General features: G+C 72.7%; 28 protein-coding genes. 10 read left to right on the top strand and 18 right to left on the bottom strand.

Annotated elements, in window-relative coordinates; all coding sequences use genetic code 11:
- Positions 1-92: 92 nt before the first annotated feature.
- The gene (locus O7612_RS05495) at positions 93-1,076 is read right to left on the bottom strand and encodes a 4-hydroxy-3-methylbut-2-enyl diphosphate reductase (RefSeq protein WP_282271036.1); all 984 of its coding nucleotides are present in this window, start codon (positions 1,074-1,076) and stop codon (positions 93-95) included.
- 133 nt (positions 1,077-1,209) lie between these two features.
- On the opposite strand from O7612_RS05495, the gene xseA reads away from it, so the two are divergent.
- Both xseA and O7612_RS05485 read left to right on the top strand, forming a co-directional pair.
- On the top strand, positions 1,210-2,436 hold the full coding sequence (xseA, locus tag O7612_RS05490; protein WP_282271035.1) for an exodeoxyribonuclease VII large subunit: 1,227 nt from the start codon (positions 1,210-1,212) through the stop codon (positions 2,434-2,436).
- Positions 2,433-2,645 (top strand): exodeoxyribonuclease VII small subunit, encoded by a 213-nt coding sequence (locus O7612_RS05485; RefSeq protein WP_282271033.1) that lies wholly within the window; start codon positions 2,433-2,435, stop codon positions 2,643-2,645. The genes xseA and O7612_RS05485 overlap by 4 nt, the downstream gene beginning before the upstream one ends.
- A 148-nt stretch (positions 2,646-2,793) precedes the next feature.
- Here O7612_RS05485 and O7612_RS05480 read toward each other — a convergent pair whose 3' ends face one another.
- From O7612_RS05480 to O7612_RS05470, 3 genes are all read right to left on the bottom strand, one after another.
- Complete coding sequence (locus O7612_RS05480) at positions 2,794-3,531, bottom strand: alanyl-tRNA editing protein (RefSeq protein WP_282271032.1); 738 nt, start codon at positions 3,529-3,531, stop codon at positions 2,794-2,796.
- Positions 3,532-3,640: 109 nt separating this feature from the next.
- Positions 3,641-4,486, bottom strand: a complete 846-nt coding sequence (locus O7612_RS05475) for a hypothetical protein (protein ID WP_282271030.1) — start codon at positions 4,484-4,486, stop codon at positions 3,641-3,643.
- A gap of 165 nt (positions 4,487-4,651) precedes the next feature.
- Positions 4,652-5,401, bottom strand: coding sequence for a DUF4245 domain-containing protein (locus O7612_RS05470; RefSeq protein ID WP_282271028.1), 750 nt, complete (start codon positions 5,399-5,401; stop codon positions 4,652-4,654).
- Positions 5,402-5,558: 157 nt separating this feature from the next.
- On the opposite strand from O7612_RS05470, the gene glpX reads away from it, so the two are divergent.
- Both glpX and O7612_RS05460 read left to right on the top strand, forming a co-directional pair.
- Positions 5,559-6,590 (top strand): class II fructose-bisphosphatase, encoded by a 1,032-nt coding sequence (gene glpX, locus O7612_RS05465; protein WP_067302834.1) that lies wholly within the window; start codon positions 5,559-5,561, stop codon positions 6,588-6,590.
- Positions 6,587-7,558 carry a DMT family transporter gene (locus O7612_RS05460; RefSeq protein ID WP_282271024.1) on the top strand — a complete coding sequence of 324 codons (972 nt, stop codon included), beginning with the start codon at positions 6,587-6,589 and terminating at the stop codon, positions 7,556-7,558. The genes glpX and O7612_RS05460 overlap by 4 nt, the downstream gene beginning before the upstream one ends.
- 146 nt (positions 7,559-7,704) lie before the next feature.
- Here the strand turns inward: O7612_RS05460 and O7612_RS05455 are convergent, their stop codons facing one another.
- The 6 genes from O7612_RS05455 to O7612_RS05430 form a co-directional block, all read right to left on the bottom strand.
- Positions 7,705-8,673, bottom strand: a complete 969-nt coding sequence (locus O7612_RS05455; protein ID WP_282271022.1) for an NAD(P)/FAD-dependent oxidoreductase — start codon at positions 8,671-8,673, stop codon at positions 7,705-7,707.
- Positions 8,674-8,791: 118 nt separating this feature from the next.
- Positions 8,792-9,445 (bottom strand): rhomboid family intramembrane serine protease, encoded by a 654-nt coding sequence (locus tag O7612_RS05450; protein WP_282271020.1) that lies wholly within the window; start codon positions 9,443-9,445, stop codon positions 8,792-8,794.
- Between the two features lie 115 nt (positions 9,446-9,560).
- Positions 9,561-10,259, bottom strand: a complete 699-nt coding sequence (locus O7612_RS05445) for a transglycosylase SLT domain-containing protein (RefSeq protein WP_282271018.1) — start codon at positions 10,257-10,259, stop codon at positions 9,561-9,563.
- 286 nt (positions 10,260-10,545) lie between these two features.
- Entirely contained in the window at positions 10,546-11,961 is a 1,416-nt protein-coding gene (locus tag O7612_RS05440) for a PhoH family protein (RefSeq protein WP_282271017.1), read from the bottom strand.
- A 345-nt stretch (positions 11,962-12,306) separates the two neighbouring features.
- Entirely contained in the window at positions 12,307-12,675 is a 369-nt protein-coding gene (locus O7612_RS05435; protein ID WP_282271015.1) for a hypothetical protein, read from the bottom strand.
- A gap of 31 nt (positions 12,676-12,706) precedes the next feature.
- Positions 12,707-13,051, bottom strand: a complete 345-nt coding sequence (locus O7612_RS05430; protein WP_282271012.1) for a hypothetical protein — start codon at positions 13,049-13,051, stop codon at positions 12,707-12,709.
- A 265-nt stretch (positions 13,052-13,316) separates the two neighbouring features.
- Here O7612_RS05430 and O7612_RS05425 point away from each other — a divergent pair, with 265 nt between their 5' ends.
- The 3 genes from O7612_RS05425 (at position 13,317) to otsB (ending at position 15,189) form a co-directional block, all read left to right on the top strand.
- The gene (locus tag O7612_RS05425; protein WP_282271010.1) at positions 13,317-13,757 is read left to right on the top strand and encodes an XRE family transcriptional regulator; all 441 of its coding nucleotides are present in this window, start codon (positions 13,317-13,319) and stop codon (positions 13,755-13,757) included.
- Between the two features lie 163 nt (positions 13,758-13,920).
- Complete coding sequence (locus O7612_RS05420) at positions 13,921-14,274, top strand: hypothetical protein (protein ID WP_282271008.1); 354 nt, start codon at positions 13,921-13,923, stop codon at positions 14,272-14,274.
- Positions 14,275-14,364: 90 nt separating this feature from the next.
- Positions 14,365-15,189 carry a trehalose-phosphatase gene (gene otsB, locus O7612_RS05415; protein WP_282271006.1) on the top strand — a complete coding sequence of 275 codons (825 nt, stop codon included), beginning with the start codon at positions 14,365-14,367 and terminating at the stop codon, positions 15,187-15,189.
- Positions 15,190-15,229: 40 nt separating this feature from the next.
- On the opposite strand, the gene O7612_RS05410 is transcribed toward otsB, so the two are convergent.
- The 3 genes from O7612_RS05410 to O7612_RS05400 form a co-directional block, all read right to left on the bottom strand.
- The gene (locus O7612_RS05410) at positions 15,230-16,000 is read right to left on the bottom strand and encodes an isoprenyl transferase (protein WP_067302864.1); all 771 of its coding nucleotides are present in this window, start codon (positions 15,998-16,000) and stop codon (positions 15,230-15,232) included.
- 112 nt (positions 16,001-16,112) lie between these two features.
- Positions 16,113-16,973, bottom strand: coding sequence for a hypothetical protein (locus O7612_RS05405; RefSeq protein ID WP_282271001.1), 861 nt, complete (start codon positions 16,971-16,973; stop codon positions 16,113-16,115).
- A 40-nt stretch (positions 16,974-17,013) separates the two neighbouring features.
- Entirely contained in the window at positions 17,014-18,855 is a 1,842-nt protein-coding gene (locus O7612_RS05400) for a phosphoenolpyruvate carboxykinase (GTP) (RefSeq protein WP_282270999.1), read from the bottom strand.
- A 370-nt stretch (positions 18,856-19,225) separates the two neighbouring features.
- Here O7612_RS05400 and O7612_RS05395 point away from each other — a divergent pair, with 370 nt between their 5' ends.
- Complete coding sequence (locus O7612_RS05395) at positions 19,226-19,762, top strand: GtrA family protein (protein ID WP_282270997.1); 537 nt, start codon at positions 19,226-19,228, stop codon at positions 19,760-19,762.
- A gap of 60 nt (positions 19,763-19,822) precedes the next feature.
- Positions 19,823-20,584 carry a GtrA family protein gene (locus O7612_RS05390; RefSeq protein WP_282270995.1) on the top strand — a complete coding sequence of 254 codons (762 nt, stop codon included), beginning with the start codon at positions 19,823-19,825 and terminating at the stop codon, positions 20,582-20,584.
- 74 nt (positions 20,585-20,658) lie between these two features.
- Here the strand turns inward: O7612_RS05390 and O7612_RS05385 are convergent, their stop codons facing one another.
- Both O7612_RS05385 and O7612_RS05380 read right to left on the bottom strand, forming a co-directional pair.
- The gene (locus tag O7612_RS05385) at positions 20,659-21,225 is read right to left on the bottom strand and encodes a PH domain-containing protein (RefSeq protein ID WP_282270994.1); all 567 of its coding nucleotides are present in this window, start codon (positions 21,223-21,225) and stop codon (positions 20,659-20,661) included.
- 117 nt (positions 21,226-21,342) lie between these two features.
- Positions 21,343-22,218 carry a biotin--[acetyl-CoA-carboxylase] ligase gene (locus O7612_RS05380; protein ID WP_282270992.1) on the bottom strand — a complete coding sequence of 292 codons (876 nt, stop codon included), beginning with the start codon at positions 22,216-22,218 and terminating at the stop codon, positions 21,343-21,345.
- Between the two features lie 110 nt (positions 22,219-22,328).
- Here O7612_RS05380 and O7612_RS05375 point away from each other — a divergent pair, with 110 nt between their 5' ends.
- Positions 22,329-23,909: an acyl-CoA carboxylase subunit beta gene (locus tag O7612_RS05375; protein WP_282270990.1), complete on the top strand. Its 1,581-nt coding sequence runs from the start codon at positions 22,329-22,331 to the stop codon at positions 23,907-23,909.
- Positions 23,910-23,994: 85 nt separating this feature from the next.
- Here the strand turns inward: O7612_RS05375 and O7612_RS05370 are convergent, their stop codons facing one another.
- From O7612_RS05370 to O7612_RS05360, 3 genes are all read right to left on the bottom strand, one after another.
- A complete protein-coding gene (locus O7612_RS05370; RefSeq protein ID WP_282270988.1) occupies positions 23,995-24,912 on the bottom strand; it encodes a hypothetical protein in 918 nt (305 codons plus the stop codon).
- On the bottom strand, positions 24,912-25,403 hold the full coding sequence (locus O7612_RS05365) for a SigE family RNA polymerase sigma factor (protein ID WP_282270986.1): 492 nt from the start codon (positions 25,401-25,403) through the stop codon (positions 24,912-24,914). The genes O7612_RS05370 and O7612_RS05365 overlap by 1 nt, the downstream gene beginning before the upstream one ends.
- Before the next feature lie 71 nt (positions 25,404-25,474).
- A complete protein-coding gene (locus O7612_RS05360; protein WP_282270984.1) occupies positions 25,475-26,467 on the bottom strand; it encodes a 2-dehydropantoate 2-reductase N-terminal domain-containing protein in 993 nt (330 codons plus the stop codon).
- Positions 26,468-26,474: the final 7 nt, after the last annotated feature.

The following is a 26,474-nucleotide window of genomic DNA, read 5'->3' as shown; positions in this document are numbered from 1 at the left end:
TGGGACGCGCCCCGCCGGTGATCCGTTCCGGGCGGCCGGATCCGGTTCCGGTGGCTCGCGGAGCACGGCGACGCATCGACCGGCCTGCCGGGTCAGCCGCGCGCGGCGGCCTTCATGTCCCGCTTGAGTTCCTGCGGCAGCGAGAAGGTCAGCCGCTCGTTGGCGGTGACCACCTCGTCGACGTCGGTGAAGCCGCGCGCGGCCAGGTACGCCAGCACCTCCTGGACCAGCTCGTCCGGCACGCTCGCGCCGGAGGTCAGCCCGACGGTGGTGGCACCTGCCAGCCAGGCGTCGTCGATCTCGTGGGCGAAGTCGACCAGGTGCCCGGCGCGGGCACCGGCGTCCAGGGCCACCTCGACCAGGCGTACCGAGTTGGACGAGTTGCGGGAACCGACCACGATCACCACGTCGCAGTCCGGGGCGATCTCCTTGACCACGTGCTGACGGTTGGAGGTGGCGTAGCAGATGTCGTCACTGGGCGGCGACTGGAGCAGCGGCAGCCGGGTCTTGAGCCGGGCCACCGTCTCCAGCGTCTCGTCCACCGACAGGGTGGTCTGGGAGAGCCAGACGACCTTGTTCGGGTCGCGCACGGTGATCCGGTCGGCGTCGTCGGGGCCGTCGACCAGCTGGATGTGGGCGGGGGCCTCCCCGGCGGTGCCGATGACCTCCTCGTGCCCCTCGTGGCCGATCAGCAGGATGTCGTAGTCCTCCGCGGCGAACCGCTTGGCCTCCTGGTGCACCTTGGTCACCAGCGGGCAGGTCGCGTCGATCGCCTTGAGCGACCGGGCCTTCGCCTGCTCGTAGACCTCGGGCGCGACGCCGTGCGCGGAGAAGACGACGGTGGCGCCCTCCGGCACCTCCTCGTTCTCCTCCACGAAGATCGCGCCCTGGGCCTCCAGGGTCCGCACCACGTGCTTGTTGTGCACGATCTGCTTACGGACGTAGATCGGAGCGCCGTAGAGCTTCAGCGCCTCCTCGACGGTCTGCACCGCCCGGTCGACCCCCGCGCAGTATCCGCGGGGCTTGGCCAGGAGCACGCGCTTGCCGGTCTTGGGGGTCGCCTCAGCCTCGGTCACCCGCCCATCGTACGTGCCGGCATCTCGCCCGGCAGCGGCTGCGACCCGGGCCACAGCGGGGGTACGGCGGGACACGTGGCGCGGTCGGTCGGGGCCGCCCCGGGTCGTCGGGGGCGGACCGTAGGGTGGGCGGGTGACCGACGCCCCGCGCAGCACCCCCGAGGAGCCCTGGCCGGTCCGGGTGGTCAGCCAGAAGGTCGGCGCCTGGATCGCCCGGCTCGGTTGGGTCTGGGTCGACGGGCAGGTGGCGCAGATCAGCCGCCGGCCGGGGGCGGGCACGGTCTTTCTCACCCTGCGCGACCCGTCGGCCGATCTCAGTCTCACCGTCACCACCAACCGGGACGTCCTAGACGCCGGTGCGCCGGAGCTGCGCGAGGGCGCCCGGGTGGTGCTGCACGCCAAGCCGGAGTTCTACGCGGCCCGGGGCACGCTCAGCCTACGCGCCGACGAGATCCGTCAGGTCGGGCTCGGTGAGCTGCTGGCCCGCCTGGAGAAACTCAAGAAGCTGCTCGCCGCCGAAGGGCTGTTCGACCGGTCCCGCAAGCGCCGGCCGCCGTTCCTGCCGCAGCGGATCGGCCTGGTCACCGGTCGGGCGTCGGCGGCCGAGCGGGACGTGTTGACCAATGCCCGGCGGCGCTGGCCGGCGGTGGAGTTCCGCACGGTCAACGTGGCGGTGCAGGGGCCGGGGGCGGTGTCGCAGATCGTCGACGCGCTGCGGGTCCTCGACGCCGACGAGAGCGTCGACGTGATCATCCTGGCCCGGGGCGGCGGTGGCATCGAGGATCTGCTGCCCTTCTCCGACGAGGCGCTGTGCCGGGCGGTCTTCGCCTGTCGTACCCCGGTGGTCAGCGCGATCGGCCACGAGACGGACGCCCCGCTGGTCGACTACGTCGCCGACGTCCGCGCGTCCACCCCCACGGACGCGGCCAAACGGGTCGTCCCCGACCTGGCCGACGAGGTACGGCTGATCGGCCAGGCCCGGTCCCGGCTGGAGCGGGCGGTCCGCAACCTGGTCGACCGGGAGTCGCACCGGTTGGCCCTGTTCCGGTCCCGTCCGGTGCTGGCCCGCCCGCAGGTGATGGTCGAGCAGCGGGCCGCCGAGGTGACCGCGCTGCGCGACCGGTCGATCCGCAGCCTGACCCACCGGCTCGGGGCGGCCACCGACGAGCTGGGGCACACCGTGGCCCGGCTGCGTGCGCTCTCCCCCGCGGCCACCCTCGAGCGGGGTTACGCCATCGTGCAGCGGGCCGACGGGCACGTGGTCCGGGCGGCCGACGAGGTGGCCGGGGGCGATCCGCTGCGGGTACGCCTCGCCGAGGGTGAGCTGACCGCGACCGTGCAGGAGACGAGGACGAGATGAGCGACCGGAAGCCCGACGAGCGGCTCAGCTACGAGCAGGCCCGCGCCGAGTTGGCCCAGGTGGTGGAGCGGCTGGAGGCGGGCGGCACCTCACTGGAGGAGTCGCTGGCACTGTGGGAGCGCGGCGAGCGGCTCGCCGCGGACTGCCAGCGTGCCCTCGACGGCGCACGTGCCCGGATCGACGCCGCCCGGTCGACCCCGGAGTCATGAGCGCACGCCGCCGCGGCGAACCGGGGCCGGCCGACCGGTCGCAGCGTGCCAGGGCCGGCCGATCGGTCGCAGCGCACCGGGGCCGGCCGACCGGTCGCAGCGCACCGGCGGAGCCGGTGCGGCCCACGCAGGCCGGCGGGAGGGTGGGTCAGCCGGCGAGGCGGACGCGTACCCGGCGGTTCTGCCGGCCCTTGCTCTCCACCTTGACGATCTGGAGCCGCCCCACCTGCCCGATGGACGCGACGTGGGTGCCGCCGTCGGCCTGCACGTCGAGGCCCTCGATGTCGACGATCCGGACCTCCTGCTCGTCCGGGGGAATCAGGTTGGTCTGGGTGCGCACGATGTCGGGGATGGCCAGCGCCTCGTCGCGCGGCAGCACCCGCACGGAGACCCGCCGGTCGGTGGCCAGTTCCTTGTTGACCGCCTCTTCGAGCAGCCCCTTGAAGCCCTCGGGGACCTGCGGCAGGTTGAAGTCCATCCGGGCCTCGCCGGGCTCCATGTTGCCGCCGGTCACCAACGCGCCGAAGTCACGGAACACCACCCCGCAGAGCACGTGCAGCCCGGAGTGGGTACGCATCAGCGTGAACCGGCGTTCGTCCTCGACCGCCCCCTGGACCTCGACGCCGACCGGCGGCACCGGGTCGCCCTCGGCGGGGATCAGGTACAGGTCGTCGCCCTTGTGGGTGCCGACGATCCGGGTCTGTACCCCCTGCCACAGCAGGACCCCGTGGTCCGGTGGCTGGCCGCCGCCGCCCGGGTAGAAGGCGGACCGGTCCAGCACGATGCCACGCTCGGGGTCGACGTGCACCACCCGGCAGGTCCACTCGCGCAGCGAGGGGTCGGCCAGGTCGAGGCGCTCGGTACGTCCGTGCCGGGAGATGCCCATGACGGCGCAGCGTACTACCGGTGGACCCGCACCGTCTGCCCTGCCGCGCCGGCCCGAAGGGGCCGGCGGCGGGATGGTCCGGGACCGTCCCGCCGCCGGCCGACCGGAGTCAGTTGAACAGGTTGTAGAGCTCCTGCGGCGCCTCGACCACCTGGTCGGCGGCGGGCTTCTGGGCGGCGGTGGCGTTGCCGTAGTCGGAGTAGGTGATCTTGATGTCCTGCGCGGCGCTCTGGCCGGCGGCCGGGATCTGGACCACCATCTCGCTGAGCCGGCCCTGCGGGTCCAGCTTCGCGGTGAACGGCACCGACTTGGCCTGCGCGCCCAGCGCGGTGATCACCGTGGCGTCGACGGAACCGGCCTCGGCGGCCTTCGACACGTCCAGGGTGCCGGCGTAGCTGCCCTCGCCGGTCTGCCGGACCTCGGTGATGCCCTGGGTCAGCACCGCGCTGCCCGCCGGGTCGATCTTGTCGAAGTCGAAGCCGAGCGACTTGTTGCCCTTGATCCGGGTCTGGTCGAGGTGCTGGTACTTGCCGAGGCTGAGCTTCTGCGCGCCGGGGATGCCGCTGGCCGACTTGCCGCCGAGGTCCAGCTTCACCCAGCTGTCCGGCTTGGCGTGGATCACGTCGAGGTTCATCATCAGGTCCGAGGACGCGTCGCCGATGCTCAGCTTGATCTGGGCGCTCTGGCTGGGCTGGTGCACCTGCCCCTCGGCGGTGGAGCCCACCCCGGTCATGGTGAACCGGAAGTTGCCGTTACGGATCTCATTGGTGGAGTTCAGCAGGGCCTGCTTGGCGTCGGAGGTGCCGGGCGAGGCGCTGCCCGGGGCGGCGCTGCCGGAGACCGACGGGGATGCGGAGGCCCCCGCCTCGCCGCTCCCGGAGTTGTTGCAGGCGGCCAGGCCGGGGGTGAGCAGCGCCGCGGCGAAGACCGCCGCGCTGAAACGTCGAATGGTCACGTCAGGCTCTCCAGTCGGGTCGTCCGGCCCCCGGCGGGTGCCGGAGGCGTGGCGCGCGGCCCCCGCCCGGTCGTACCGGCACCGGCGCGCGTCCCTTCTGTTCCCCGACGTCGCCTTCGGCAATCCCTCCGTCGCCACGGACCGTCGGCCCGGGGCCTGGCCCGGTCAGCGCAGCGCGCCGGCCAGCTCACGCAGCTCGTTGTCCCGGGCGTCCCCGACCACGATCACGGTGCGGTTCGGTGCGAGCAGCACCAGGGCCTGCTCGTTGCCCCGGCCGGTGTACCGCTGCCAGCTCGCCCCGCCCAGGTCCGCCGGCCCCTGCGGCTGCCCCGCGGCGGTCAGCTCGGCGGGGAGCAGCCGCTCCGGCGGCACGTTGCTCTGCACCAGCTGGGCGCCCCGCCCCTCCGGGGTGAGATAACCCACCCGCAGGTTCGCGCCGTCGTCGACGGTGCGGAAACTGGCGCTCACCGTCCGCCAGCCGGAGCCGAGCCCGGACGGTTCGGTGACCGGGAAGACGTTCGCGGCGCGGGCCTGTTCGTAGGCGGGGCCGGCGTCGACCACGGTGGGCTGCTCGCCGCCGAGGAAACCCCGGTAGAAGGCGAGCAGCAGGGCGATCGGGACCAGCAGCACCAGCAGGGACAGGGCCATGTCCTTCGGCGACCGCTCGGAACGGGCCTTCGCCACCCGGCCGCCGTCCGTCGCCGCCGTCGTCGGCCCGTCGGCCGGCGCGACCAGCGCCGGCTCGGCGCCACCGTCTGCCACCGGCTGCGCTGCGGCGGCCGGGCTGGATCCGTCCGCCGGCCCGGCGGCGGGTGCGCCACCACCGACCGGCCCGGCGGCCGGGGGCAGCGGCGGCCGGCCGTCCGGCGGGGTCGGATCGGCGGGTACGCGGTCGGCAGGCTGTGCGGGTTCCACCGGCCCATTCTCGCAGCCGCCCGGTAGGGCGATCCCGCCCACCGTCGCCCCGCCCCGCCGCCGGACCTGGCATCGTGTGAGGATCAGCGACAGAGCCGGCAGCGGCGACCGCCGTCCCTGCCGGTCCGCCCCGCACCGTCGCGAGGAGGAAGCCGCCATGACGAACACCAGGACGCGCGTCCCGCAGGACCTCGACCGTAACCTCGCCCTCGACCTGGTCCGGGTCACCGAGGCCGCGGCGATGGCCGCCGGCCGGTGGGTCGGCCGGGGCGACAAGGAGGGCGGCGACGGGGCCGCCGTCGACGCCATGCGCAAACTGATCAACTCGATCCAGATGCGCGGCGTGGTGGTGATCGGCGAGGGCGAGAAGGACAACGCGCCGATGCTGTTCAACGGCGAGCAGGTGGGCGACGGCACCGGCCCGGAGGTCGACGTGGCGGTGGACCCGGTCGACGGCACCACGCTGATGAGCAAGGGCATGCCGAACGCGCTCGCGGTGCTGGCCGTCTCCGAGCGGGGGGCGATGTTCGACCCGAGCGCCGTCTTCTACATGGAGAAGCTGGCCGTCGGCCCGGCGTACGCCGACGTGGTGGACATCGAGGCCGGGCCGGCGGAGAACCTCCGCCGGATCGCCAAGGTCAAGGGCACCGACGTCGCCGAGGTGACCGTCTGCGTGCTCGACCGCTCCCGGCACCAGGACCTGGTCGGCGAGATCAGGCGGACCGGGGCGGGCATCCGGTTCATCTCCGACGGTGACATCGCGGGATCGATCGCCGCCGCCCGGGGCGAGTCGGGCGTCGACGTGCTGATGGGCATCGGCGGCACCCCGGAGGGGATCATCTCCGCCTGCGCGCTCAAGTGCATGGGCGGCGCGATGCAGGCCAAGCTCTGGCCGCAGGACGCGCGGGAGCGGGAGAAGGCGCTCGCCGCCGGGCACGACCTGGACCGGGTGCTCGGCACCGACGACCTGGTCACCGGGGACAACTGCTTCTTCGTGGCGACCGGGGTCACCTCCGGCGACCTGCTGCGCGGGGTGCGGTACGCGGCCGGCGGGGCGTACACCCAGTCGATCGTGATGCGGTCCAAGAGCGGCACCATCCGAGTGATCGACTCGTACCACCGGTTGGAGAAGCTGGCCCTCTACTCGGCGGTGGACTTCGACGGCAGGCCACTGGCAGAGCAGGAGTGACCGCGACCGGAACGGCGACCCGCCCTGTCCTGTCCACCTCCCGTCGGATCGCCGGGATCGGCCTGGCGACCGCCGCCGGGGTCGGCGTGGCCGTCCAGTCCCGGATCAACGGCGAGCTGGGCGTACGCCTGGCCGACGGGATCGCCGCGGCGGTGGTCTCCTTCGGCCTCGGGCTGCTGGTGCTGCTGGTGCTGGTGCCGGCCCTGCCCGGGGGACGACGCGGCCTGGCCGCGCTGCGCGGGTCGCTGCGCTCCGGCGCGTTGCGCCCCTGGCAGACGCTGGGCGGGGTGTGCGGAGCGCTCCTGGTCGCCACCCAGGGGCTCACCATCGGCGTGCTGGGCGTGGCGGTCTTCACCGTCGCCGTGGTCGCCGGGCAGTCGGCCAGCAGTCTGGCCGTGGACCGGGCCGGCATCGGACCGGGCGGGCGGCAGCCGGTGACCGTGGCCCGGCTGGCCGGGGCGGTGCTGACCGTGCTGGCGGTGCTGCTGGCGGTCGGTGACCGGCTCGGCGACCCGGACACCCTGGTGCTGGCCCTGCTGCCGCTGCTGGCTGGATTGGGCCTGGCCTGGCAGCAGGCCGTCAACGGGCTGGTCCGGGCGGCCTCGGGCAGCGCGCTCACCGCCACCCTGGTCAACTTCGCCGTCGGGACGGCCGCCCTGCTGGTCGCCTTCGGCGTGGAGGTGGCCGTCCGGGGTGTCCCCGGTGGTGCGTTGCCGGCCGAGCCGTGGCTCTACCTGGGTGGCCCGATCGGCATCGTGTTCATCACGGTCGCGGCGGCGATCGTCCGCTTCACGGGGGTGCTGCTGCTGGGGCTGGCCACCATCGCCGGTCAGGTGGTCGGTGCCGTCGCGCTCGACGCGGTGCTGCCGACGGCGGCGTCGCACCCGGGACCGGCCACCCTGGCGGGCGCGCTGCTCACCCTGGTCGCGGTGCTGATCGCGACACTCGGCCCGGCACCCCGGCGCTGACCGGCGAACCGCTGTCGCCCGGCGGCCGGGCAGGCCGGCGAACCGCTGTCCGCCCGGCGGGCGGACGGGCCGGCGAACCGCTGTCCGCCCGGCGGCCGGGCAGGCCGGCGCTGACCGGCTGGCCGGCACCCCGGCCCGTGCGGGGGTCAGCCGGCGTCGGAGGAGTGGCCGGGGAAGAGGTGGGCGGCCGGGTCGATGGCGACGGCGGCGTTGTTGACCGCGGTGGCGGCCTCGCCGAAACCGGTGGCGATCAGCCGTACCTTGCCGGGGTACTCGGTGATGTCACCGGCGGCGTAGACCCGGGGCAGGCTGGTCGCCATCGCGCTGTCCACCACGATGTGCCGGCGGTCCAACCGCAACCCCCACTCGGCCAGCGGACCCAGGTCGGCGGTGAAGCCGAGCGCCGCGACGACCGTGTCGACCGGCAGGGTCTCCGTCGCGCCACCCCGCACGGTGATCTCGGCGGCGGTCACCGTGTCGTCGCCGTGCAGCCGGGTCACCTCGGCGTTGACCACGACCCGCACCGGCAGGGAGAGCACCCGCCCCACCGTCCCGGCGTGCGCCCGGAAGCGCTCGCGGCGGTGCACCAGGGTCACCGAGCGGGCCAGCGGTTGCAGGGTCGCCGCCCAGTCGAAGGCGGAGTCACCGCCGCCGACGATCAGCACGTCCCGATCGGCCAGCGCGGCCGGGTCCGGTACGAAGTAGACGATCCCGCCACCGAGGAAACTGTCCGCGACCGGCAGCGGGCGCGGGGTGAAGCTGCCCAGCCCACCGGTGACCAGTACCGCCCCGCAGCGCAGCTCCTCGCCGCCCGCGAGGCCGAGCACGGGCCTGCCGTCGGCGTGGGAGAGCTTCTCGGCCCGGATGCCGAGCAGGTATTCCGGGTGGTAGGGCGCGGCCTGGGCGACCAGGTTGGCCACCAGGTCCCGGCCCTTGACGGCGGGGAAGCCGGCGACGTCGAGGATCAGCTTCTCCGGGTACATGGCGGTGATCTGGCCACCCGGCTCGGGCAGCGCGTCCACCACCGCCACCGACAGTCCGCGGAAGCCCGCGTAGTACGCGGCGAACAGCCCCGTCGGGCCGGCTCCGATCACGGCGACATCGACCTCACGCATGGGCGTACCGTCGCTTTCCGCTGGCGATGAACGCGTGCTGATGCCGACGTTAGGCCCGCCGCCCCGATCGGGCAAGCACCCGTGCGGCCCGGCCGCGCGGCGGGCGGGTCGTCGGCGCTCAGGAGTTCAGCGTGGACTCCACCCGGTACGGACCGTAGGGGTCGTGGGGGCGACGACGCCGGAACAGGATCGCCGCGACCACCCCGCCGAGCAGCCCGAACAGGTGCCCCTGCCAGGAGATCCGTTCGTCGGTGGGGAGGATGCCGAGCAGTTGCCAGCCGTAGAGGAGGCCGACCAGCAGCACCACCGCGAAGTTCCACCAGCTGCGTTCGACGATGCCCCGGGTGAGCAGCAGGCCGAGGTAGCCGAAGATGACGCCGCTGGCCCCGACGACCACCGAGTTGGGCGAGCCGGTGAACCAGACGCCGAGCCCGCTGACCAGGATGATGACCAGGGTGGACCAGAGGAACCGGCGGGCGCCGGCGGCCAGCACGAAGGTGCCGAGCAGGATCAGCGGAATGCTGTTGCTGTAGAGGTGGTCGAAGCCGTGGTGCAGGAACGGCGAGAAGAACACCCCGTCGAGCCCCTGGATCCGCTGCGGGATGATCCCGGCGGCCACGTCGAGCCCGAAGCCGAGCCCCTGGTCGAGGGCCTCGATCAGGAAGAGGAACGGCACCACCGCGCACATGGCGACGAAGGCCCGGCCGAGGGACGCGTAGAACGCCTCGGTGCCGAACCGGTCGGGGTCGCCGCCCGTCGGGTGCAGGGTCACCCCACCATGGCTATCAGCATTCCGGGGGAACCGCCACCTCGGTCCCGCGCCGCCCGGGGCCACGAACACGGTGGGGCGGACGGTCGCCCGTCCGCCCCACCGGCACGGTCGTCGATCAGTACCAGCCGGAACTCTGGCTCTTGGCCCAGGCTCCGCACGGACTGTCGTACCGGCCCTCGATGTAGCCGAGGCCCCACTTGATCTGGGTGACCGGGTTGGTCCGCCAGTCACTGGCGACCGAACTCATCTTGTTACCCGGCACCGCCTGCGGGATGCCGTACGCCCCGGACGAGGAGTTGCTGGCCTTGGGGTTCCAGCCGCTCTCCCTGGTCCAGAGCTTGTCCAGGCAGGGCATCTGGTCGATCTTGAAGCCCGCGCTGAGCAGCATCGCGCAGCCGGTCTTGCGGTGGCCGCCGTAGGAGCTGCAGGAGGAGGGGATCGGGCCGGCGAACGACTTGATCTTCGTATCCTCCTCCTTCGCCTTGGCCTCTTCCTTCTCACGTTCCTTCTTGCGCGACGCCGCCGCGTCCTCGGCGGCCTTGGCCCGCTGGGCGGCCTCCTTGGCCGCCGCGGCGGCCCGCAGCCTCGCCTGGTACTCGGCGGCCCGCTGCTTGGCGGACTCCCGCCGGTGGTCGGCCTGCAGGTCACGCTGGTAGTCGTACTCGGCCTGGTCGACCTGGAGGCCGACCTGTGCGGTCAGGCCCTGTTGCTGGGTTTCCCGGTCTTCGCCCAGATAGAAACCGCCGGCGACGCCCACGGAGAGCAGCGCGACAGCGGCCGTACGGGCGCCGAACCGGCTCCACAGCCGACTCACGTAGTGTCCCTTCGTCGGGGGCAAGGACGTGACGCGGACCGGCCCGGACGGGCACGGCCGTGCCACGAGCGCCCCGACCTGAGCCGGTCGCCACCGACGTACCGGCAGCGGGGCGGCGGCCCGTCCGAGTAGGGGACGAACGGTCGCCGACCACCGCGCCGGGACGTGGGCGCTCGATGGACACCATTGCGCACAGTGAGGCTGATGGGAAACCCACTGGCAAATTTGTGATCCGCGCCACAAAGTGAATGCGGACGATGGGGGGCGGACTCCGCCGCCGGACGACTCAGCCCGGAATGTCCTCCAACAGATCCGTCACCATCGCGGCGATCGGGGAGCGCTCGGACCGGTTCAGCGTGACGTGCGCGAAGAGCGGATGACCCTTCAACGCCTCGATCACCGCGGTCACCCCGTCGTGCCGGCCCACCCGCAGGTTGTCCCGCTGGGCGACGTCATGGGTGAGCACCACCCGCGAGCCCTGCCCGATCCGGGACAGCACGGTGAGCAGCACGCCCCGCTCCAACGACTGCGCCTCGTCGACGATGACGAAGGCGTCGTGCAGGCTGCGGCCCCGGATGTGGGTCAGCGGAAGGACCTCCAGGATGCCCCGGGAGGTGACCTCCTCCAGCACGTTCTCGTGCACCACCGCGCCGAGGGTGTCGAAGACGGCCTGCGCCCACGGCGACATCTTCTCCGACTCCGAGCCGGGCAGGTAGCCCAACTCCTGGCCGCCGACGGCGTAGAGCGGCCGGAAGACCACCACCTTCTTGTGCCGGCGACGCTCCATCACCGCCTCCAGCCCCGCGCAGAGCGCCAGCGCCGACTTTCCGGTGCCGGCCCGGCCGCCCAGCGACACGATCCCGATCGACTCGTCCAGCAGCAGATCCAGCGCGATCCGCTGTTCGGCCGACCGGCCGTGCACACCGAACGCCTCCCGGTCGCCCCGGACCAGCCGGACCGTCTTGTCGGGCAGCACCCGACCCAGGGCCGACCCCCGGGCGGAGTGCAGCACCAGACCGGTGTGGCAGGACAGCCCGGCGGCGGCGTCCAGGTCGAGGCAGTCCCCGGCGTAGAGCCGGCCGATGTCGTCGTCGCCCAGCTCCAGCTCGGCCATCCCCGTCCAGGTCGGATCGCTGGCCTGGCCGTGCCGGTACTCGTCGGCCCGCAGGCCGACCGAGGCGGCCTTGACCCGCAACGGCATGTCCTTGCTGACCAGGGTCACCTCCCGCCCCTCGGCGGCCAGGTTCAGCGCCACCGACAGGATCCGGGCGTCGTTGGACTCGTTGCGGAAACCCGGGGGCAGGACGCCGTCGTCCGAGTGGTTGAGCTCGACCTTCAGGGTGCCGCCGGACTCGTTGGCGGGCACCGGATGGTCCAGTCGACCGTGCCGGACCCGCAGCTCGTCGAGCATGCGCAGGGACTGGCGGGCGAACCAGCCCAGCTCCGGGTGGTGCCGCTTGCCCTCCAGCTCCGAGATCACCACGAGGGGCAGGACCACCTCGTGCTCGGCGAAGCGGTGGAAGGCCGCCGGGTCGGAGAGGAGCACGGACGTGTCCAAAACGAACACCTGGCCGGCTGGGCCGGGCTCCTCGGGGCCGGGCGGAGCGGCGGCCGTGGCGCGGCGGCTCCGGGTGGATCGGCGGGTCGTGGCAGTCGCGGCCGGGATCTGGTCGACACCGGCGGGCGTACGGCGAGTCGTCACAGGCCTGCTCCGACGGACGGGCATCCGCCGTCCGCGTTCCGCCTCCTCCGGTGCCCGGGGACACGGGGTCGGATGCGGAACCCCGTGCGCGAGGTCGCAGATCCGGGCGGGCCGGCTGACCCGGGAGAACCCCGTGCCATGCCTAGACGCTAGCGGCGCCGGGCCGCCTCGGCTAGAGGGCGGACGAGGATCTCCCCGGCCGGGTAGTGGGCCGCGGCGGACCGGCCGGGATGCCTGCCCCCTGCGCGCATCCCGGCCGGTGGTACCGCGCGTCGTCGGTCCGACGCGGTTGCCCCGGTCCGCGTCCACCAGGGACGACGTACCGACGGTGGTCGGCTCCCCCGGTCAGCCCGGCCGGCGGACCAGGGTGCCGGCCGGGTGCTGCCCGCCGGTGGCCGGTCCCGGCACGGCGGCGAACGAGGAGCCCGTGTAGGTGGTGCCCTGGCGGACCGCCGGGCCGGCGGCGGGTCGCGGCGGCACCGGGGCGCAGAGCCCGGCGGGAGGTGGCGCCACCGGGACGGCCAGGGCCGAGGCGAGCACGGCCTGGGCTTCGCGCCGACGCCGGTTCCAGGCCCCCCGGTCACCGTCGAAGTAGCCCTGCCGGTAGCCGAAGCGGTACCCGACCCGGTAGCTGAGCTGGCCGTGCAGCCGACCGGCCGCGTAACTGGTCGCCCCCAGCAGGAGCACGAGGAACAGCGCGAGGAGCGGGCTCATCGGGCGGCTCCGGCACGCCGTGCCGCCCCGGTCACCGTTGCTCCGGCTCGGCCGGGCCCGGATCGACGACCAGCAGCCGTTCCAGGTCCTCGGTGCTGACCTCCTCGACCAGTTCGACGCTGATCCGGCAGCCGTCCAGCACCACCTCGGCCATCGAGGAGCGCCGGATCTCGCCGCCGACGTCGTAGACCCGGACGCTCATCTCCGGGCAGCCGAGGTGGGTCCGCCAGGCGTTCCACTCGTCCCGGTCGCCGACGCTCAGCGACAGGTAGCGGCAACCCCGGGCGAGGTAGAGCCGCCAGGGTGCGCTCAGTCCCGCGGCGACCCCCTCCGCGATCAGGCCGAAGGCCTGGGCACGGGTCGCTAGTTCGGTCACCACACCCCCCTCGCACCGGGGGCGTGACGCATGTGAGCACTGATCGTCTCAAGCACGTGACACACCGTAGATTGTCCCATGAGCGTGACAGTATCAGCTTTTCGTCCGGTTTCCTGGACGCGCAGATGTGGCTATTATGCCCAGGTAAAGCCCGGTGGAAGCGGGCGTCGAGCGCGAACGGGCCACGCCGTGAGCCCGTCTCATATGCGTGACAAAGATCCGCCCCGGGCGGGCTGGACGAGCACTGCGGTCGTACCGTCACAGGGTGACCGAGACCGCCCCCGCCCGGAAAATCGCCTTCGCCACCTTCGTTCGTCGAGCGCTCGACGATGCCCGGGCGATGCGGGCGTGGACCGGCACCGAGGTCTCCCGTCGGACCGGCGTCTCCCGGCAGACGATCAACCGGTGGGTCCGCGGCGACTGGGCCAGCGACCCGGAGGCGGAACGGGTGGTGGCCTTCTGCGAAGGGCTGGGCCTCAACCCCGCCGCCGCCTTCGCCGCCCTCGGCTGGGACCGGGCCGCCGCCCCCCGGGGCGCCGCCGGCACCCCGCCGATGGACCCGGACGTCGAGGCGCTGCTGCGTCGGCTGGTCGATCCGGCGGTCTCGGACGCGGAGAAGTTCCACATTCGAGAAACCATCCGTTATCTCGCATACCGCCCGACTCTCCCGCTGGAGGCCCGGACCGGCGGAGAGCGGGCCGGGTAGTTCCTCAGATGGCGAAAGAACGCCGGATCGGACCTGATCGTTTCGCTCCGGGGCCGCGACGGACCCGCTAGCGTCCGTATTCGTACTGCTTGGGCTCGTCATCGCCCGGGGGGACAGGACAAGGCCGACATCAGCCCTGCGGGACAGAAGGAGGGGTCTGTCCGTGACCCTGAAATGGTGGGCAGTGCTGGTCGCCACCGTCTCCCTGACCGCGTGCGTGACCGCGAACCTGGTGGTCGGGATCGGGGCGGGCGGGCAGATTCCGCTGGTCGTGAACCTCTTCGCGCTCACCGTCGCCGGCACCGCCGTCGTCCTGGCGGTGGTCGCGGCCCTGCACGACCGGCTCGACGACCGGATCAGCGCGCTCACCGAGTTCCTGGTGGCACGGCTCGACGAGATCGACGACCGCACCGGCGACCGGAACACCGGTTTCGTCGAGGGTTACCTGCTCAACCAGGGTCGGTCGGCCACAGTGGTGCCATTGGGGCGGCCCGGACGGGGTGCCGCCGAGCGCTGAGAACCAGCGGTGGACGGTGCTCCCCCGTGGTGTCAAGAAGCCACGCCGAAGCCACGGATCCGTCACCCGCCCCGGGGTACGCTTTCGCGCGTGCCGCCGTTGAATCTGGGTTCCCAGCAGCCGCAGACCCCGCTGGATGCTGAGCACGCCTGGCGTACCACCGCCGAGCGGGCCGCCGACACCGTCTTCTTCTTCGACTTCGACGGCACCCTCGCGCCGGTCGACGACGACCCCACCGCGGTACGCCCCGCACCGAAGGTGCTCGCCGCACTGGAGGCCCTCGCCCCGGTGGTGCAGCGGGTGGCGATCGTCTCCGCGCGCCCCGTCGACTTCCTCCGCGACCACCTCGGTGGTCTCACCGGGATCGACCTCTACGGGCTCTACGGGCTGGAGCACAGCCACTCCGGCGGCGAGACGGTGACCGAACCCGCCGCGCTGCCCTGGGTGCCCACCATGGCCGAACTGGCCGACCTGGCCCGCGCCGAACTGCCCGCCGGGACGCTGGTGGAGTTCAAGCGGCTCAGCGTGGCGCTGCACTGGCGTACCGCGCAGCAACTCGGCCCGGCGGTCGAGCGGTGGGGCCGCGCGCAGGCCGAACGGCTCGGGCTCCGGGTGCAGGCCGGTCGGATGGTGCTGGAACTCAAGCCCCCCGTCGACCGGGACAAGGGCCTCGTCATCGGCGAGGTGGTCCGGGACGCCGGTGGCGCCTGGTACTTCGGCGACGACGTCTCCGACATCAAGGCGTTCGCGGCACTGCGGGCCCGGTCCGCCGCCGACCCGGCGTTCCTCGGGGTCTGCGTGGCGGTGGCCAACCCGGAGACCGGTCGTGAGGTCGCCGAGGCCGCCGACCTCACCATCGACTCCCCCGCCGCACTGGGCGACTTCCTGACCAGCGCCCTGCACCACCTGACCTGACCCGCATCCCTGACCTGACCAGGGCCGCCGACGTTGCGGCTCAGGCTCCGTAGCGGCGTTGCCGGGTGCCGTAGGAACGCAGGGCGCGGAGGAAGTCGACCCGGCGGAAGTCGGGCCAGTTGAGTTCGCAGAAGTAGAACTCCGAGTGCGCCGACTGCCAGAGCATGAAGCCGGACAGGCGCTGCTCACCGCTGGTCCGGATGATCAGATCCGGGTCGGGCAGCCCGCGGGTGTAGAGATGCTCGGAGATGTGGTCCACGTCCAGCGAGCCGGCCAGCTCCTCGATCGTGCCGCCCTTAGCCGCGTGCTCCACCAGCAGCGAACGGACCGCGTCGGCGATCTCGCGCCGGCCGCCGTACCCGACGGCGATGTTGACCTGCGCGCCACCGGTGCGCTCCCGGGTGCGCTCCTCGGCGGCCTTGAGCGCCTGGGCGTGCTGCGTCGGCAGCACGTCCAGCGCGCCGACCATCCGTAGCCGCCAGGGGTTGCCCTCCTCGGCCAGCTCGGTGGTCAGATCCTCGATGATCTGGAGCAGCGGATCCAGCTCTTCCGCCGGCCGGGACAGGTTGTCGGTGGAGAGCAGCCAGAGCGTGACGTGACCCACGCCGGCCGCGTCGCACCAGCGCAGCAACTCCTTGATCCGCTCGGCGCCCATCCGGTGCCCGTCGTTCGGATCGACCAGGCCCATCTCCCGCGCCCACCGGCGGTTGCCGTCGCACATCACGCCCACGTGCCGGGGCACCGGCCGACCGGCGAGCCGGGCCGTCAGCCGCCGCTCGTAGACGGAGTAGAGGAGTTTCCGCAGAGTCATCACCCTGCAGCGTAGCGACCCATCCCCACCACCAGTGCCGCGGTGGCGCACCTACCGCGTGATCAAGAGAAATACGTCATCCACAGACCGCTCGATGTCCGAAACCTCTTGATCACCGTGGCTCACCGGCGGGGGTGGGGGTGGCGCGGTGCAGGGAGTAGAGGGTGAGCAGGACGGCGGCGAGGAGGGGGGCGCCGTCGCGGATCAGGCCGTCCAGGCCCAGCAACCACCAGCAGAGGGGGAGGTTGACCGCGAGGACGCCGAGGGCGATCGTCACCAGCAGCCGGCGGGCCCACTGCCGACCGCGCATCAGGAACGCCGTACCGAACAGCACCAGGTAGCTGACCACGATGCCGGCGCCGAACCAGAGCAGCACCACCGGCATGGCGGCGAGCCGGCCGTCCAGCACCGCGCCGCCGGCCACCAGGGCGGGCACCAACGTCAACGGGCTGTACGTGAAGGCGGCCACCCGGGCGGTGAGCAGCCAGCCGGTGACCCGGGGGCGTTTCGGGGCGACCTCCCGCCAGGTGATCGTCCCGCCCTCGACCACCAGCCCCTTACGGTGCCGCACCAGATGCCCGGCGACCGCGTCGGAGCGGTAGAGCAGCACGACCACGGCGACGCAGAGCGCGGTGAGCGCCGCGAAGCCGAGCAGGCCGGGCAGCGGCGGTACCCCCTGCCGGGGCACCACCAGCCGCCCGACCGCGAACACGGTGGTCACCGCGAGGATCAGTCCGAACGGCTTCGCCCCGGCCCGCCCCCGGTCCACCTGCCCGATCAGCACCAGGAAGCCCAGCGAGCGCAGCATCGCCCAGCCGGTCCGCACCGCCAGGCCGAACTCCTGCTCCGGGGCGTACCACCAGTTGAGCAGCTCGACCGCGACGGTGGCGGCGGCGGTCGACGCGAGCAGGACGGTCAGCGCCCGGACGGCGGACGGCCGCCGGACCGGTGGGGTCGCGGCGGCCGTCCTCATGGTCTCCGGTCTTGCCCGGTACGGGCGACCGGCACACCTGCTACCGGGGCTGCTCCGCGTCGAGCCGGGCGCGCAGCGCGTCCAGCTCCGACCAGAGGACGGCCGGCAGCTTGTCACCGAACTTCTCGAACCACTCGGTGACCAGCGGCAACTCGTCGCGCCATTCCTGCGGGTCGACCTTCAGGGCGATCCGGACGTCCTCCGGGGTCATGTCGAGCCCGTCGACGTCCAGCGCGTCGGCGGTCGGGACCATGCCGATCGGCGTCTCGACCGCGTCGGCGTCGCCCTCGATCCGCTCGACGACCCACTTGAGCACCCGCGAGTTCTCGCCGAAGCCGGGCCACAGGAAGTTGCCCTCGGCGTCCTTGCGGAACCAGTTCACGTAGTAGATCTTGGGCAGCTTGGCGGCGTCGCCGTCGACGCCCTTGCCCATCTCGATCCAGTGGTTGAAGTAGTCGCCGGCGTGGTAGCCGATGAAGGGCAGCATCGCCATCGGGTCGCGGCGCACCACGCCGACCGCGCCGGACGCGGCGGCGGTGGTCTCCGAGGACAGCGTCGCCCCCAGGTAGACCCCGTGCACCCAGTCGCGGGCCTCGGTGACCAGCGGGATGGTGTCCCGGCGACGGCCACCGAACAGGATCGCGTCGATCGGCACCCCGTTCGGGTCGAAGTAGTCGTCGGACAGGATCGGGCACTGGGTGATCGGGGTGCAGAACCGGCTGTTCGCGTGGGAGGAGAGGTTCTCGCTCTCCGGCGTCCAGTCGTTGCCCTTCCAGTCGACCAGGTGGGCCGGCGGCTCGCCCATCCCCTCCCACCAGATGTCGCCGTCGTCGGTGAGGGCGACGTTGGTGAAGATCGAGTTGCCCCGGTCCAGCGTCCGCATCGCGTTGGCGTTGGTCTTCCAGTCGGTGCCCGGGGCGACGCCGAACAGGCCGTACTCCGGATTGACCGCGTAGAGACGGCCGTCGGGGCCGAACCGCATCCAGGCGATGTCGTCGCCGATGGTCTCGACCTTCCAGCCCGGGATGGTCGGCTCCAGCATGGCCAGGTTGGTCTTGCCGCAGGCGGACGGGAACGCGCCCGCCACGTGGTAGACCTTCCCCTGCGGCGAGGTGATCTTGAGGATCAGCATGTGCTCGGCGAGCCAGCCCTCGTCCCGCCCCATCACGCTGGCGATCCGCAGCGAGTAGCACTTCTTGCCGAGCAGCGAGTTGCCGCCGTAACCGGACCCGAAGGACCAGATCTCCCGGGTCTCCGGGAAGTGCGAGATGTACTTCGTGTCGTTGCACGGCCAGGCGACGTCGGACTGGCCGGGGGCGAGCGGGGCGCCGATGGAGTGCAGCGCGTGCACGAAGTCGGCGTCGTCGCCCATAGCGTCGAGCACGGCGGTACCCATCCGGGTCATGATCCGCATCGAGGCCACCACGTACGGGCTGTCGGTGATCTCGACACCGAACATCGGGTTCTCGGCCTCGACCGGCCCCATGCAGAACGGGATGACGTACATCGTCCGGCCGCGCATCGCGCCCCGGTAGAGGTCGGTCATCGTCCGCTTCATCTCGGCCGGCGCCATCCAGTTGTTGGTGGGGCCGGCGTCCGCCTCGTCCACCGAACAGATGAACGTGCGTTCCTCGACGCGGGCGACGTCCGTGGGGTCCGTGCGGGCGTAGAACGAGTTCGGCTTCTTCTCCGGATTCAGCCGGACCAGGGTGCCGTTGTCGACGAGTTCGTCGGTGAGACGCCGCCACTCCTCATCGGAACCGTCCACCCAGACCACCCGGTCCGGCGTGGTGAGTTCCGCGATCTCCCGGACCCAGGCGAGCAGCTTGGGGTGGGTGGTGGGGGCCTGATCGATCCCCCGCACAGTAGCCGGAGCAACCATGACTCATCTCCTTGTGGTCGACGCTGACCGATTTATGGGATGCACGAGTCTCGGCCGACGCGGGCCGCGTCGCCTTCGTGGAAACCTGGGATTGGCCCCAGCGTAAACCGGGTCGACCCGCGAGTCAGTGGGACTGGTTGTGAACAACTGCACAAGGTGCGGCCCGGCTGCGGCAACACGAGCTGATACCCGCTTTCACGCGCAGTTTCACGCAAATCCTCCGACGAACTGTCGGCGCCCCGGGAACGGCGGGCGGGAAACGGCGGAACCGGACGGGGCGGTCGGCCCGGGGCACGCCACGGCGGCGGGTCGCCGGTGCTGCCCCGTCCGAAGTGCCGGCAACCGGTACGCTCGCGAGGTGGCCGCGACGATGACCGGGGACCAACCGGGTGCCCCGCATACCCGCCCGGGTCTGGTCCGTTCGTTGCTGGACCGCTTCGGCCACCTCATCCGTGAGCTGAGCAAGTTCGCCACGGTGGGCGGGGTGGCCTTTCTGGTCGACTTCGCGCTGTTCAACTACCTGACGCTGGTCCGGCGGGTCGAGCCGGTGACCGCCCGGGTGGTCTCCACGGTGATCGCGGCGACCGTCGCGTTCGTCGGCAACCGGTTCTGGACCTGGCGGCACCGGGTCCGCTCGAACCCGGCCCGCGAGTACGCGCTGTTCTTCTTCTTCAACGCGGTCGGCCTGGGCATCGCGGTGGCCTGCCTGGCGGGCAGCCGCTACGGGCTGGGCAGCATCTGGCCCGGCGTCTTCCGCACCCCGTTGGCCGACAACATCGCCAGCTACGTGGTGGGCACCGCGCTCGGCACGCTGTTCCGGTTCTGGTCGTACCGACGGTTCGTCTTCGTGGATGCGGGAACTCCTGCGGCTCCGGAGGTGACCGGCGACCCGTCGCCCGGGTCGTGAGCGGTCGCTTACCGTCCAGCCGGAGACCCCGGCATCGTCCTCTGCCCTAAGGTGTTGCGCATGCGTCTTGTCCGTCTGCTGCCCGAGCGCTGGCAGAAGTTCATCCGCGAGGCGCTCAAATTCGGCATCGTCGGGGGCGTCAACACCGTTATCAATTACGCGGTGTTCAACGCCCTGGCACTCACCGTTTTTGTCGATGGCCAACTGAAGGCGACGGTCATCGCCACGATCGTGGCCACCATCACGTCGTATCTGATGAATCGTCACTGGACGTACCGGGACCGCCCGAAATCAGCGCTTCGACGGGAATACGCCCTGTTTTTCCTTTTCAACGGGGCCGGCCTGATCATCGAGTTGGGCGTGCTCGCCGCCGCCAAGTACGGACTGGGGTTCACCAGCCTGCTCGCGCTCAACGTGGCGAAGACCGGCGGCGTGCTGCTCGCCACCCTGTTCCGCTTCTGGTCCTACCGGACCTTCGTCTTCCAGCCGGTCCCCCGGCACGCCGAGGAGAGCTGGCACTCCATCAAACGGGACGAGTGGGACACCATGGCCGAGCTGGACCCGGTCGCCGAGCTGGCCGAGTCGGTCAGCGAGCTGGAGGAGGCCCAGGCCCAGCCGGACCGACGGCCCGGCCCGGCCACCGGCCTTCCGCTCAGGCCCGCCGTCGAACCACCGCTCACCCCCGCGCCGGCCACCGAAGGGATGTTCAGCCAACCCAAGGGCGGGAGCACCGGCGTCGGCCGGACGACGGCCCGCGGTGACCTGAACGCGGAGCTGGCCGCCGAGCTGCACGCCGGCACCAACCGGGCGCCCCGCGCCTGACCGGCGTCGCCCCACCACCCGACCGGTACGGCCCCGGGGGACACCCCGGGGCCGTCGCGTCCGCTCCCCCGGGCTCAGCCGCTGGTGTCGCGCAGCGGCTTTCCCTCCCGCATGTCGGCCAGGATCTCGCGCATCTCACCGTCGCCCAGCGTGTGCTTGTCGTGCTGCGCCTCCACCAGCTCGTAGAGGGTGGTCTGCACCCGGTCCACCCGGGGCACGTCGACGAGCACCGACTGGCCGCGTTCCCCGGCCGACTCGATGGTCAGGGTGCCGCAGCCGAGCAGCCGCTCGACGAAACGCTGGCTCATCGAGTGGTCGTTGATCCGGGCCAGCGGCAGGTCCCGCCGGTGCCGGGAGAAGACCCCCTCCTGGAGCAGCACCCGCTCGTTGGTGAACAGGTAGTGCGTGCTGCGCCAGACCAGGAACGGCCACAGTCCCAGCCAGAGCGCCGCGACCAGGAACAGCCCGGCGAGGACGGCGAGCACGACCGCGCCGTCGTCGGGCAACAGGAGCCAGCCCGCCACCACCACCGCGACGCCGACCACCAGCACCAGGACCGGCCGTAGCAGCGCCTTCCAGTGCGGGTGCAGGTGCAGGACGACGTGCTCGTCCTCGGTGAGCACGTCTTCGGGGAACGCCACGGGAACCTCCTAGCCGACAACCGGACGCGCTGACCGTAACCGGTCGGCGCGACCCGTCGGATCAGCCGGGCGGCCCGCCGTGCGCCCCGCGCACGAACCGACCGGAGCCCGCCCGGTTCAGCGCAGGTGCAGCACGTCCCCGGCGGCCAGCCGGCGCTCCCCGGCGGCGGTGTCGACCAGCAGGTGCCCGTCGGGATCCACCCCGGTGGCGAGCCCGGTCAACGCGGAGCCGTCGGGCAGCAGCACCCGCACCTGCCGGCCCACCGTGGCGCAGGAGGCCAGGTACGCCTCCCGCAGGCCGCACGCGTCGGCGTCACCGCCGGCCACCCGCCACCGGTCGTACCAGTCGGCGAGCGCCCGCAACAGGGCCCGCAGCAGCGGATCACGATCGGTCGCCGTGGCACCGGCGAGTTGCAGCGAGGTGGCCGGCAACCCACTCGGGTTCTCCGGCAGCTCGTCGGCACGCAGCGTCACGTTCAACCCGATGCCGAGCACGATCGCGGGGGCCTCCCCGACGGCGGTGGCCGGCACCGCCTCGGCCAGGATGCCGGCACACTTGGCCTCGCCGAGCAGCAGGTCGTTGGGCCACTTCAACCCGGCGTCCAGTTCGGCCAGCCGGGAGACCGCCTCGACCAGCGCGACGCCGGCCAGCAGCGGCAGCCAGCCGTACCCGGTCGGCGGGGCCGGTGGCCAGTCGCGTTCGGTGACCGCCTCGCCGGGCCGGAGCAGGACGCTGGTCGCCAGGCCCGCCCGGGGCGGCGACTGCCAGGCCCGGCCGCGCCGCCCCCGGCCGGCGGTCTGCCGCTCGGCGACCACCACCAGGCCCTCCGGCTCACCGGCCCGCGCGGCGTCGGCCGCGTCCGCGTTGGTCGAGCCGGTCTCCGACCGCAGGTCCAGCCGTCGCCAGGGCCCCAGCGGCGCGGTCAACGCCCGGGACAGCCGCGCCGCCGACAGCGGCGGTCGGTCCAGATCGGTGTACGGCGAGCCCGGCATCCCGCCAGCCTACGGGCCGGGCCGACGAGCCCGCCCGGCCAGCCGGCGACGGAGGCCGATGAGGTGCACTGCACAGCGGCGTCGGCCTGAACCATCGTTATATTCCCTGGGTGACTACCGAGACCGGGACCAACATCCACAGCACCGCGGGCAAGCTGGCGGACCTGGAGCGCCGGGTCGACGAGGCGGTGCACGCGGGGGCGCGCGGCGTCGAGAAGCAGCACGCGCGGGGCAAGAAGACCGCCCGGGAACGGATCGAGCTGCTCCTCGACGAGGGCTCCTTCGTCGAGTTGGACGAGTTCGCCCGGCACCGGTCCACCAACTTCGGGCTGGACCGCACCCGCCCGTACGGCGACGGGGTGGTCACCGGCTACGGCACCGTGGACGGCCGGCAGGTCTGTGTCTTCGCGCAGGACTTCACCGTCTTCGGCGGCTCCCTCGGCGAGGTCTTCGGCGAAAAGATCGTCAAGGTGATGGACCTGGCCATGAAGATCGGGTGTCCGGTGGTCGGGATCAACGACTCCGGTGGCGCACGCATCCAGGAGGGCGTCGTCTCGCTCGGCCTCTACGGCGAGATCTTCTTCCGCAACGTGCGGGCCAGCGGGGTCATCCCGCAGATCTCCCTGATCATGGGGCCGTGCGCGGGCGGCGCGGTCTACTCCCCGGCGGTCACCGACTTCACCGTGATGGTCGACCGGACCTCGCACATGTTCATCACCGGCCCGGACGTCATCAAGACGGTCACCGGCGAGGACGTGGCGATGGAGGAGCTGGGTGGCGCGCGTACCCACAACACGCGCAGCGGCAACGCGCACTACCTCGCCGCCGACGAGGACGACGCGATCGACTACGTCAGGGCGCTGCTGTCCTACCTGCCGTCGAACAACCTCGACGAGCCGGTCGTCGTCGACGCCCCGGCCGACCTCGACGTCACCGACGCCGACCGGGAGCTGGACACCCTGATCCCCGACTCGGCCAACCAGCCGTACGACATGCACCGCGTCGTCGCGCACGTCCTCGACGACGGGGAGTTCCTGGAGGTACAGCCGCTCTACGCGCAGAACATGCTGGTCGGCTACGGCCGGGTGGAGGGCCGCCCGGTGGGGGTCGTCGCCAACCAGCCGATGCACTTCGCCGGCACCCTGGACATCGCCGCCTCGGAGAAGGCGGCCCGCTTCGTGCGCACCTGCGACGCCTTCAACATCCCCGTGCTGACCTTCGTGGACGTCCCCGGTTTCCTGCCCGGCACCGGCCAGGAGTGGGACGGCATCATCCGTCGGGGGGCGAAGCTCATCTACGCGTACGCCGAGGCCACCGTGCCGAAGGTCACCGTGATCACCCGGAAGGCGTACGGCGGGGCGTACGACGTGATGGGTTCCAAGCACCTCGGGGCGGACCTCAACTTCGCCTGGCCGACGGCGCAGATCGCGGTGATGGGCGCGCAGGGCGCGGTGAACATCCTCTACCGGCAGGAGCTGGCCGCCGCCGAGGACCCGGCCGCCGTCCGGGCCGCGCGGATCGCCGAGTACGAGGACACCCTGGCCAACCCGTACGTCGCCGCCGAGCGCGGGTACGTCGACGCGGTGATCCCGCCGCACGAGACCCGGACCCAGATCGTCCGGGCGCTGCGGGTACTGCGGACCAAGCGGGAGACCCTGCCGCCGAAGAAGCACGGCAACATCCCGCTGTGACCGGCCCGGGCCGGTCGTGGCAGCCGGGGTGCCCGCCCCGGCACCGCCCGGTCGGCCGGGGCGACGGCCGGTCCACGCGGCACGGTCAGCAGGGCGGGCCGGCCGGGCGGTTCGCTGCCGGGCAGAGCCGACTCGCGGCGGCCCTACCCACGTCGATCAGGGGGCCGTAGTCGGTCCCGGGTTCGGTGCCGTCGACCCGGTCGACGACCGTCTCCCGGGCGGGCACGACCACGGTGACCAGGTCACCGACCCGGACCACCAGGGTGTTCTCGACGGTCGACGGCGTGCCGACCGGCTTCCCGTCGGGCTCCGCCCGGGGTTGCCGCGCCTCGTGCCGCAGCAGCACCGACTGGTCACCGGCGAAGTCGCGCACCGACGGCTCCCACCGGTGCTCCTGATCCGTGCGGACCGGCTGCTGACCGGCCGCCGGCGTGGACGTGGGGAGATTCCACGTCGAACACGCGGTGAGCAGGCGGTCGATCTCGTCGAAGAACCACCGGCCCCGGGTCGGCTCGATCCGGTAGACGTCCTGGGTCAGCACCGGCCGGGTCGAGGCGTCGGCGTCGTCCGGCGGCCGGAGCAGGGTCTGCGACCGGGAGGCACGGGACACCGGCAGCTGGGCGGTCACCTCGCGGTCCCGGCCACACGATTCGAGCAGCGGGTCGACCTGGACGGTCTCGCCCAGTCCCGTCCCGCCCAGCCGCACCCTGGCCTCCGTGACCAGGTCGGCGGGGGCGAGCAGCGCGTCGAGCGGGATCTCCGCCCGGGCCGGGGTCGAGGCGGACGCCGCGACCGGGGCGGCCGGGGTCGACGACTGCACGGTGGACCGTTGCCGCACCACCACGGCGGAGCCGGCCAGCACGGCGAGCACCGTCAGCGCCGACAGCGCCGCGGTACGACGACTGCGGCGGCGGGCGCGGGCGCGGATCTCCGCCGGCTCGGGCCAGTCGACCTCGCGGAGGTCCCGGTGCAGCCGGTCGACGAAGTGCGGGACCTCACTCATCAGACCTCCTCCAGGTCAGAGACGGCGAGCAGCCCGGCGAGCGCGGTGCGGCCCCGGGAGAGCCGGGCCTTCACCGTGCCCACCGGGGCCGCGGTCTGGCGGGCCACCTCGGCGACGGGCATGCCGACCAGGTAGTACAGGGCGAGCGCGGTGCGCTGCTCCTCGGGCAGTTGCCGCAGGGCACTGACCACCTCCAGGGTGTCGGTGCCGGGGCCGGGCACGCTCTCGGTCGCCCCGTGCCGCAGGTAGGCGCGGGCCCGGCTGCGCAGGCTGCGCCAGCGGCTGACCGCGATCCGGGAGGCGACCACCCGGACCCAGGCCTCCGGGTCGTCGTATCCCCGCACCGTCGACCAGCGCTGCCAGGCACGGATGTACGCCTCCTGCACGGCGTCCTGCGCCTCGGCCAGGTTGCCGGTGAGCGCGCAGACGAAGGCGAGCAGCCGGTGTCGGCTGCCCCGGTAGAACTCGTCGAACCCGTCGACGTCGGGCACCCTGGTACCTCCCCCGTGGCGGTCGCAGGTGACACGCGCGCCGGCCCCCGGTGGGTTGCGTGCTCAGCCGGTCAATCTGGCCGCTCGACCAGGCCGGTCAGCTCGGTCAGGGGGAACGTGCCGGCGGGGAGCCGGTCCCGGGCCAGCCGCCGCACCGCGACCTGCACGGCGGCGTTGGCCGGCGTGGGCACCCCGAGCCGCCGGCCGAGCTGCACGATCTCCCCGTTGAGGTGGTCGGCCTCGGTGGAGCCGGCCGCCCGGGCCAGGCTCTGCCAGGTCGAACTGCCGCTGCGCGGCTGCCCGTCGACCGGCCGGGTGCCGACCCGGTCACCCCGTTCGGCCCGTTCCTCGTCGTCGGAGGGGTGCGCGATGCCGGCGGCAGCGAGCACGGCGACGCCCTCGGCCCGGACCCGGTCCACCAGCCAGCGGGGATGGTCGGCCCCGAACAGGGCCTGCACCCCGTTGCCGAGGTTGTTCAGCAGCTTGCCGTACTTCCAGCGCATCACGTCGTCCCGGACGGGGGCGACGAAGCCGGCGGCGGTCAGGTCGGCCGACACCGCCGCGTCGACCTCGTCGGCACCCGCCGGGTAGCGGCCGAGGTGCAACATCCCCGGGTACGGGTGGCCGCTGGCGATCACCACGCCGGGGTCGAGGTGGGTCGCCGGCAGCCAGACGCAGACCGGGTGGACGTCGGCGAACAGGCGCAGCGCGGTGGGTTCGTTCGCCACCCCGTTCTGCGCGGTGAACAGCGGAAGGCGCTCACCGGCCGTGCCGCCCCCGGCGACCGGGGCGTCCGCCCAGGTGTCCAGGGCGGCCCAGGTGTGCTGCGACTTGACGGTCAGCACCAGCACGGTGTCGGCCGGCAGCGGTGCCGTCCCCGGCCCGTCCACCGCCGGCCCCCGCCAGGTCACCGCCCGGTCGGGGGTGCGCAGGGTGAGGCCGTCGCGGCGGATCGCCGCCAGGTGCGGCCCGCGGGCCACCAGCGTCACGTCGCGCCCGGCCTCCCCCAGCAGCACGCCGATGGTGCCGCCGACCGCGCCCGCCCCGATGATCAGGTATCGCATCCGGCGA

The organism is Micromonospora sp. WMMD987 (assembly GCF_029581435.1).
GTDB lineage: Bacteria > Actinomycetota > Actinomycetes > Mycobacteriales > Micromonosporaceae > Micromonospora > Micromonospora rifamycinica.
Note: the sequence above shows the minus strand (reverse complement) of the source record. Positions and strands in the feature narration are given on the sequence as shown.